4 protein-coding genes are annotated in these 9345 nt (G+C 67.7%); 1 reads left to right on the forward strand and 3 read right to left on the reverse strand.

Annotated elements, in window-relative coordinates:
* Nucleotides 1-332 precede the first annotated feature (332 nt).
* The gene (locus MYCSM_RS31575) at nucleotides 333-800 is read left to right on the forward strand and encodes an RICIN domain-containing protein (protein WP_015297582.1); all 468 of its coding nucleotides are present in this window, start codon (nucleotides 333-335) and stop codon (nucleotides 798-800) included.
* A 129-nt stretch (nucleotides 801-929) separates the two neighbouring features.
* Here MYCSM_RS31575 and MYCSM_RS31580 read toward each other — a convergent pair whose 3' ends face one another.
* The 3 genes from MYCSM_RS31580 to MYCSM_RS35470 are packed head-to-tail and all read right to left on the reverse strand — an operon-like array spanning nucleotide 930 to nucleotide 9332.
* Nucleotides 930-2675 (reverse strand): phospholipase D-like domain-containing protein, encoded by a 1746-nt coding sequence (locus MYCSM_RS31580; protein WP_015297583.1) that lies wholly within the window; start codon nucleotides 2673-2675, stop codon nucleotides 930-932.
* A gap of 34 nt (nucleotides 2676-2709) precedes the next feature.
* On the reverse strand, nucleotides 2710-5151 hold the full coding sequence (locus tag MYCSM_RS35465) for a glycosyltransferase (protein ID WP_015297584.1): 2442 nt from the start codon (nucleotides 5149-5151) through the stop codon (nucleotides 2710-2712).
* Nucleotides 5148-9332, reverse strand: a complete 4185-nt coding sequence (locus tag MYCSM_RS35470; RefSeq protein ID WP_015297585.1) for a kelch repeat-containing protein — start codon at nucleotides 9330-9332, stop codon at nucleotides 5148-5150. The genes MYCSM_RS35465 and MYCSM_RS35470 overlap by 4 nt, the downstream gene beginning before the upstream one ends.
* Nucleotides 9333-9345 lie beyond the last annotated feature (13 nt).

Raw genomic sequence — 9345 nt, forward strand, 5'->3', positions numbered from 1 at the left:
TTTGCTCACGGTGTTTCGCCAGACGGCTGCGCTGTCGACCATGACGCCTCCCTGTGGCCGGCGGGTCGCATGAACGATGCGTCGGCCTTCGTCGTGGAACATTGTCATCGTCGCAGCGGGGCGATCCGGAGGAACGCGTAGAGCACTACCTGTTTTCGGTTCGCGCGATCTCGGCCGATTCAACGGTGACCCAGACAGCCGAACGACTCATCCGTCCCGGCGTCTGCCGGTCTGCACCTAGAAGTCGAGTAGCCGACTACTCAAGCCGACGCGTCGTGAGCGCCGTTGACTGATGACATGGACCTTCAGGGTCCGAATAGAGGGAGGGAATCATGAGCGATTCGGTTTTCAACGGAGGCTGGCGCAGCCTGCGGGCCGCTCATTCGGGCAAGGTGCTTGACGTCACGGGCGGATCGACAAGTGCGGGTACACATCTGGAGCAGTGGACGCAGATCGCCAATCACCCCAACCAGCAGTTCACGTTCGAACGTCTCGATGACGGCTATTACCGGATCGTGGTCCGGCATTCGGGCAAAGTACTCGACATCGAGCAAGCGAGTATGGACGACGGAGCGCCGCTGATCCAGTACGACTGGAAGGGTGGCGACAACCAGCGTTTCTCGCTCGACGATGTCGGTGACGGCAATTTCGTGATCACGGCGAAGCATTCGGGCAAGGTGCTCGACGTGGCCGGCGCGTCAAAGGCCGATGGTGCCGCGGTCACCCAGTGGGGCCGCCACGGCGGGCCGAACCAGCAGTGGGGCCCAGTGGGCGACCCGGTGCGCTTCGACGACAACTAGGACACACGTCGGCGGGTGGCAGCATCGCGTGCGGGGGCGATCCGGTGCCGTCACGAAGGACACCCGGTTGATGGACTGGAGCGATTCGCACGCCTGCGGGGTCGCCGATCAGCCCACGATATCGATGTGTCACCGTCGCGAGAAGGTGAGACGGTCGCGTTCGCGCTGGCTGTCCTTGACGTAGAACTTGGCGAACCACGACTCGGCGGCGCTTGAGATCGCGACCGGTTTCTGCAGTTGCAGCGTGTCCTTCTTTTCACTTGCGGTGGCATCGGTTTGGGTCGCGGCGACCTTCATCCGGTCGCGGAAGGCCAGATGATCGAACATGCACAGCGCGTCGATCGCGTAGGCCACCGCGACGCGCTGGTCTTCGATCGATATCAGGTGATCGCCGTTGCCCAGTTCTCCGGACGGCGCGAAATTGCTTGACCCGGTGTACACCTTGGCGCCGGGTTGGTCGAAGTCGATGACCGCGAACTTGTTGTGGATGTTGATGCCTTTACCGCCGGACCATTCCGATTTGAACGGTTCGGGGGCGTGCGCGGACAGGAACGCGAAGTCGACGAGTCCGACTGTGCCGTCGGGTTTCTGGATCTTCATGCCGGTGGATTCGTTGACGATGCCGTAGCTGAAGACCGGTCGTTCCATCAGGTTGTCCAATGCTTTGCGCACCGGCCCGGACTTGGTCTGGTTCATGAACGCAAAGGAATAGAAGACGCTGCTGGTCGCCTGCTCGATCGCTCCGCCGACCGGAGTGAGGGACAGATCCGAGGATTGGTGCGGAGAGAAGCACACCTTGACCGTCGGCTGGCCGGTCTTCTTCACGGTGCTCCACACCGCGGCGACCCGACTGGCCGAGAAGCCGGCCATGTCGGTGAACGCCTCGTCGAACATCCCGGCGAACAGTGCGGCGATGTCCGGGTCGTTGAACACGTACATGTTGTTGGCCTGGATGTAGAGGCCGCGGAAGGAGAAGTTGGTGGACCCGCCGAGCACCCGCAGCGGTGTGCCGTCGCTGACGCGCCGGGCGATCAGCACCTTGTTGTGTTGCAGGTTGTTGAAATGACCGCGGTGGACGTTGTTTTCGCCGGCGCTGGCTTGCAGCCGGGTCGCGGACTTGGTTTCGGAGGTGCCGTCGCCGCCGTGGCCTTTGGAGTCGTCGATGATGATCCGCAGCCGGTCGCCGAGGGCTTCCAGTCGTGTGATGACGTCGGGTTCGTTGAGGTCGTATGCCATCGCGTCGATGCGCACCGTCTGGTCGGCGACCGCCCAGTCCAGAAAGTCGAACAGCAGTCGGTACGCTTGGAACCCCAGCCAGGAGTAGATGTCGAACTTCTTGGTGATCTCGGCCTTCTGGTCGGCGAATTCCAGTCCCTCCTTGGCGTCGGCGGGGATGATGTCGTCGCCGAAGCCGTACTGTGTCTTCTTGTCCTCGAACGCTTGTGATGAGGCGAAGTTGCGGGTGAATCCGATGTCGAGGAAGCCGTCGAGTGTCACCGGCCCTAGTTCGATGGGCAGTTCGATGGACAGCCCTGTCTTGAGTTCGTTGTCGGTGGGCATGTGGATCTTGGTGACCCGGTAGGTGTAGATCCCTGTCTTCGGGTTCCATGGGAAGTGCACCCAGCGGTAGGTCTGAAGGGGCGCCTGCAGGGTCGAAAAGTTGCGGAACCCGTTGACAGCACTGGGATCACCGAACGAGAGACGGTTGTTCAGCGGCGCGAAGTCGGTGGCACCGGGTTCGCGGAATTCGACGGCGAAGCCGACGAAGTCAGGCTCGGGGTCGTCGACGTCGAAGCCGAGCAGACAAGTCGACTCGCCGCGCCAGAGCTTGACACGGAAGCCGCCGACCTCGTTGAAGGCGGAGAAGTCGCTCATGGTGATCACCTTTTCATCTGAGGGGCGGGGGTCGTTACGGTAGGTCGCTGGTGGCCAATGGCTGTCGAACCGCTGCGCCGTTCGACAGCGACGTATAGAAGTTCAGGTCGACGTCGTCCATCCCTGGCGGTGGGTCGTTGCGGCGCCAGGTCGGTGGGCCCTCGTCGGGTGAGAAGTCGAAACGCCACGAGTTGCGCCCGTGCCGCACGTAGACGTAGGCGCCCTGGTTGCTGATCGCCAGGATGCTGCCGCCTGCTTCGGCGACGCGTTGCAGGAACCCGACGTCCTCACCGTTGGAGGCGTCGGGGTAGCCGTTGACTTGACGCCAAATGTCTTTACGCATCGCGATTGTGCCGCCGGCCAGCGATTCGACGGGGCCGAACAGCGGGTCGGAGGCCTGGCGTTCCCGCGTCGACCAGATCTGCATGCTGCGCACGTCCAGCAGCAGGTTCACCCCGATCCCGGTCGCGTCGGCGTTGCCGTCCACGATCTCGCTGACCTGGCGGCTAACGCGCTGCGGGCCGTACCAATCGTCGTCATCCCACTGGATGATGATCTTTCCGGAGGCGGCTTCGCAGGCGAGGTTGCGTTTGTGCCCGATGGTGTGGCGCCGGTCCAGGCGCAGATACTTCGTGTGGGGCAGGGGTGCGAGCAGGTCGGCGACGGGTTCGCTGCCGTCGTCGACAACGACGAGTTCGATGGCCGGATAGTCCTGGCGCGCGATGTTGCGCACCGCCTGCGCGACGAACCGGCGCCGGTTGAACGTCGGCATGATGCAGGTGACCAGTGGTGCGACATTGGCTGTGGTGAACCGCGGTTGGTGGGGGGCTGGCGGCGTCAACGGCGGCGCAGGTTCCGGTGCGCTTGAGCCCACTTCGCCTGCTGCTGCGGCGAATTCGGGGGCGCGACCCCCGAGCAGGGTGCTGACCACACCTTTCGGGTAGCGGGCGTGGCTGGGTGCCTTCTGGAATGACCAGGGCGCGACCACGACAGCGAAATGAGCGTCGCGTGGCACATGAAATGGGCGCTCGGGAGCACCGAAGGTAAACGGCGCATTGGAATTTCGATAGCGTGGCGCGTTGGCGTAGCGCGCGGCGAAGGAGTAGGCGGTGCACTCGCTGCGTGTCTGGCACAGTGTGGCGCCGACGATGAGCCGGCGTTTGGTGTCGGTATCGGTGCGTCCGATCCAGCTCTCGTCGTGCGCCGGGTCCCACACGATGGTTGAGGTGGCCGCCGAGACCGTATGGCCGCTGCGTAGCAGTTCGCTCACCTGGTAACGCAGCCGCCAGGGCGCATACCAGGTGGCGCCTTCCCACAGCGCGATGAGATCACCGGCGGCGTGCGCGCAGCCGAGGTCGCGCGCGGCACCGGGGTCGAGGTCGGCGGGCTGGGTCACCGCCCGGATGCGCACGTCGCGCGGCAGTCGGTGGGCGGTGGCGGCTGAGAGGTGTTCTGGTGTGACGACGACGAGTTCGCGTTTGGCGTATTCCTGGTCGCAGAAGGCGCGGACGGCGGTGTCGGTGGCGTCCAGGTCGTGCGAGCAGACGTGGATGCAGGACACGAGCGGCGCCTCGACATGCCGGTGCATCGCCGGGCGGCGTTGCAGCGCTTCGATGGCGTCGCCGACCGATGCGACCGCGCGCCACGCAGAGGGCAGCTGTTGGTTGACTTCTGCGGTGGGTCGCTGGCCGTCGGGCCCGCGCAGTCGCTGGGCGATGCTGCCCAGGAATCCCTCGACCAGTACGGGATCCATCACCGGGCCGACGCCTCGTGTCTGCCAGCACAGGGCGGCGTCGACAAGCCACGGATCGGCGAGCCTGCTGCGGGCCCATTGGCCGCCGGCCACCTTCGAGCAGATCACCGTTTCTTCGATGTATCGCCAGTCGCGGCAGGCGTTGAGCACCAGATAGTGCGGGGTCATCCAGTGCGCATCGAGTTCGCGGCCCAGTTCGGCGACATACACGTCGTGTGACACCGGCGCGAACACCTCGGCAGGCGGCGGACCGACGAGGGCCACACCGTGATCGCGACAGCAGGCGAAGTGCATGACCAGTCGGGGGTCGCCGTGCGGCTCGTCGGCGGCGGTGTGGACGTATTCGGCGAAACTGAACACCTTCAGCTCGATGGGTGGTCGCACCGAGCCGCAGGCTGCGCTGTCGGCCGTGATGACTTCTAGGTCAAGCCCGCGGGTCGGAAACGGTCGGGGCACCCCGAGGATCTGTTCGGCCAGGGCCATCCGGGCCGGCTGCGGCAGCCCCGCGCGTACCACCGCGACCATGTCGAGGTCGCTGCGGCCGGGCACATAGTCGCCGAGCACGGCCGAGGAGTACAAGTACGCGCCGAGCAGATCCTCGCCCAGCGCTTGTTGCAGCACGGCCACGCAGCGGCGCAGGTACCGGTCACCGGCGGCGTCGAGGTGTCCGATCAGCGGGGCGCGGCCGCTGACCCGCGGCCATGCGCGTTGGGGTCGGCTCATCCCGGCCCCGGCGCGGGCGGCAACTTGAATGGCACCGTTTTCTCCGGTTGCAGGGGCGGCACGGCCTTCTTGGCCACCGGCGGTGGCTGCTTCTTGACGATCGGCGGTGGAGGCTGCAGCACGGGACCGCCAATCTTCTTGCCTGGTGGCTGCTTGACCGGCGGCTGTTTCTTGGCCGGCGGCGGCTCGGCCGGCGGGGCGGCCAATTTGGCTGTCGCTGAGGATGGGATGACGATGAACCGCGCGACGAAGTCCCCGGAGCGCCCGTCGGCTTGCCCGTCGAGCGCCATGTCATCGGAGTCGACGATCGGTCCCGCGCCGGTACCGCGCAGCCTGATCTGGTAGACGCCCTCGGCGCTAAACGCTTCCGCGTTGCTGGGCGTGAAGGTGAACCCCGAGATCAGAACGGCGTTCGGGTCGAATGGGAACGGTTCGACGGTGCCTTCGATCGCGTGACCGTTGGGGTCGGTGATCGTGACGGTCTGCGTGGTGACGCTGTTGCGCTGGACGTCCTTGCTAAACATCACGTGCACCGCCAGGGGCGGCACGGTCAGCACCGCATCAGCTTCGGGGTCGCTGCCCGAGACCTGCGCGGGCACCGGCGGCGCCGAGAGGAACACCCAGCTTTCGAAGTCGCCGCCTTCGACGCCGTCGCCGGAGGGCAGCCGGAGGTCGAGGTAGGTGTTGTAGCCATCCTGCCCCACGATGGCGAACGCGTCGCCATCCAGAGCGCGGGTCCCGCTGAGGTCGAGGATCTTGTCGGACTTCAGGACGATGTCGGCGCGCACGTCGAGAGTGGCGCTGATCTCGCGCAGGCGGTTCTGCCACTGCCCGACCAGGCCCGGGTCCAGCGGTGGATCGGGCTGATAGGTCACCGCGACCGCACCCTCGTTGTCCCCGTCCCCGGCGGTGAGCGACGTGACGGTGCCGGGCAGCGTCACCAGATGCACGACGGGCGCGGACGGGTCGGGGATGTGCAGCTGCACACAAAAGGTGCGCTCGGACAGGGTGGCGGGGTTCAGCGGTTCGGTGAAGGACACGGTCAGCCCGGCGTTGAAGTCGGCGATCGCGATGGCGGTGTCGTTGCGCCAGCTCACCCCGCCGGATGCGACGGCCGGATGGCGGTGTCCTGCCAGTGCCTCGATCGCATCCTGCACGTTGGTGGCGCCAAGGTGGGTGACGGTGTCGTCGTAGGCGATGCGCTCGGCCTGCAGTCCGGTCAGCGGGTCGACGATCGGGACGCAGTTGGTGGCCCGGTCCAGGGTCTTACCGGTTTCGGCGTCGCCGCGCCAGCGCAGCAGCGCCAACGGCGTGCGGTGCCGGCGGATCCCGTTGGGCGCGGCGGCCGACAGGGCTTCCACGGAGGCGTCGCGTTCGCGGGTGGTGAACCACCAGTAGTCGGCGGCCCGGAAGTCGTAGCCGGCGAACTGGATGCGCACCCCGGCACCGAGGTCGACGGTCGTGGTGGTGACGAATCCGACGCCGTCCCAGCGGCGCAGCACCAGGTGATCGGCGATCAGATCGGCGTTGTTGGCCGGCTGCAGGTCGCCGCTGACGACGTCGACGGTGACGGTGAGCGCGTCGGGGTCGGGCTCGGTGGTGATGTGGCCCAGCAGCCCACAGCCGGTGTGCAGATCGGCGGTGTCGCCGATCAGCTCGACGATGTCGCCGGCCTTGAGCCGGTGGGCGGCATCGGGTCCCAGGCTGCCCAGCTGCAGGGTGGTCGTCCCGGCGGTGGTGTCAGCCGCGATCACGTTGGCGACCGCTGTCGCCCAGCTCGCGTTGTCCGATGACCACTTGTAGCGGGCGCGGGTTACCAGTTCGGCGCCGTAGGGATAGGCGTTCTTCAAACCCGAGCCCAGGTCGATGGTGCCCATCTCGTGATCGACGTTGCCCAGCGACACCTCTTCGAATGTCGCGCCAGACCGCAGGAACCAGGCGGCGTGGGCGAGTGGGCCCAGCGCCGCTTGCGCGATGCGATCGAGATCGCCGGGGTCGATGTGGATGGAGGTCGCCCCGACGGCGGCGGCCCTGATGAGCAGGATCGGGTCGCGGTGGGCGACCAGGCGCGCACTGGCTGCCGCAGGCGCGCCGCGGCGCAGGCCGACACCCAGCGTCACCGCGCCGCCGGCATCGGCGCCCGCCACGTCGAGCGCTTCGCGGTAGGTCGTTGCGCCGCTGGTGGACACGAGGTCCCACCGGCCGACGTTCAGCGCGGTGATCTGGGCGGCAGTCAGCGGCCCGACCTGCAGCGTGGTCGCTGCCGCGGCGGCGTCCTGGGTGAGCGGCAACTCGCTGGGGGCCTGGGCGCCCAGCATCTCCCCGGCATCGTGAATCTCGACGCGGTACAGCCGGTTCTCGCCGCCGGCGTAGGTGCCCTGATCGGACAGATCGCAGGGCCCCGCGGTGCCCACAGCAGGGTCGGTGAGGAAGGTCGACAACAGGCCGGCGCCGTCGTGGGGGAGGTAGGCCCCGGCGTGTGCGCAGTCGATCTCGTCAGGCAGGTCCTCGTCGTCGACGTTGATGAGCTTGACCTGCGCGACGGTGCGCAGCAGCACGGTGGTGTCGGGACCGCCGAGCGCTTTTTCGCGGTGGTCTTCCTGCAGGTAGGTGATCAGCCGATCCCAGACCTCCAGGAAGGCGACCGCGTTGGTGGTGGCCGCCGGGTGGTACACCTCGGCCGAGGGGATCTCGTCGGCCGAGCCCGGGGCCGGCAGTGCGGGCGGCTGTCCGGGGGCGCTGGTGCCGCCGGCGACGACGACCGAGCCGCCGTCGAGCATCGCCGCGGCGTGCGCCGAGCGAGCCTCGTTCATCGCCGGGGTGCTCAGCCAGCTGTCGGTCTCGACGTCGTATAGCTCCGCGGAGTTCAGCGGCTGGCCCGCGGAATAGCCACCGGCGACCAGGACCCGGTTGCCGTGCAGCCGCAGGCCGATGTGGTTGGCCCGCGCGGCGGTCAGCGGCGCCGTGGCCGACCAGCTGTCGGTGGCGGGGTCGAACAACTCGCCGGAGCCCAGCACGACACCGGTCGAAGTGCCGCCGGCAACCAGGACCCGACCGTCGGCCAGGACGGCGGCGCTGTGGCCCTCGCGGGTGGCGTGCATGGCGGTGATCGACTGCCAGGTGTTGGTGGCCGGGTCGTAGGCTTCGGTCGCCGAGAGTGACGCGGCGGCGCCGCGGCCGCCGCAGACCACGACGGTCCCGCCGAGCGTTCCCGCGCGCGCGGCGCCGGCGGGCACCGACACCGCCTGGTGCAGGGCGCGCGCATGCGCCATGGTGCCCGCCGAGGACCAGGTGCCGCTGGCCGGATCGTAGATCTCCGCGTCGGCGATCACCGCGTCGACTGTCACCGACGATGGAACCGAACCGATCGAGCCCAGGCGCTGGCCGAAGCCTCCGCAGACCAGCACCCGGCCGTCGGGCAGCAGGGTGGCGGTGTGCATTGCGCGTGGTTTGGCCATCGAGCCCGTCGAAGTGAACGTGCCGGCAGCCGGGTCATACAGCTCTGCTGATCCCAGCGTCAGGGCCGCGCCGCCCATGCCGCCTGCGACGAGCACGGCGCCGTTGTCCAGTGTGGTGGCGCTGTGCCCGAAGCGGGCCACGGTCATCGACCCGGTGGCTGACCAGTCGCCGTTGCTTGAGTTGTAGCGTTCGGCGGTGGCGCTGGGGACCCCTCGCGACCACCCGCCGCAGACCAGGACCTGCTGTGCGCCGTCGTCGTGCGGGTGCGGCAGCGTCACCATGGCATGGGCGGCCCGCTCGGTGGCCAGGTCGCCGACCAGTTCCCAGCCTGTCTGCACGTCGTCGGGCAGCACCAGCGGCGGTGGCTGCGGGTAGTCGGGTTGGCTGTAGTAGGTGGTGGGGGTCGGGTTGGCGGCCAGGATGCCGTCGAGATAGAGGTGTCCGGCGGCACCGGGCCCGCCGCCGATGATGAAATCGCCTTCGGTGTCGGAGTTTTCGGTGGTGTGGGTGGGCAGCGGGGGCGGCGGCGCGCTGATTAGGAAGCCGGTGCCCGGCTCGGGGCGCCCGCGCGCGCCGACGATGTCGCTGATCTGCATGTGCAGCTGCGCGCGGCGGGCCAGCGCCGCCTCGTTGTTGTCGGAGTCCAGCCACACGCGGCCTTGTTGTTGTAGCCACTCGTCGAGCGCTGCGTCGGTGTGCAGTCGGGAGAAATCGGCTTTCATGACGCTCCTCGGT

The sequence above is a fragment of the Mycobacterium sp. JS623 genome, from assembly GCF_000328565.1.
GTDB lineage: Bacteria > Actinomycetota > Actinomycetes > Mycobacteriales > Mycobacteriaceae > Mycobacterium.

Excerpts from the sequence above, each read along its gene's own strand:
- MYCSM_RS35470 (WP_015297585.1), bottom strand. The coding sequence starts at position 9,332 with ATGAAAGCCGATTTCTCCCGACTGCACACCGACGCAGCGCTCGACGAG.
- MYCSM_RS31575 (WP_015297582.1), top strand. The coding sequence starts at position 333 with ATGAGCGATTCGGTTTTCAACGGAGGCTGGCGCAGCCTGCGGGCCGCT.
- MYCSM_RS35465 (WP_015297584.1), bottom strand. The coding sequence starts at position 5,151 with ATGAGCCGACCCCAACGCGCATGGCCGCGGGTCAGCGGCCGCGCCCCG.
- MYCSM_RS31580 (WP_015297583.1), bottom strand. The coding sequence starts at position 2,675 with ATGAGCGACTTCTCCGCCTTCAACGAGGTCGGCGGCTTCCGTGTCAAG.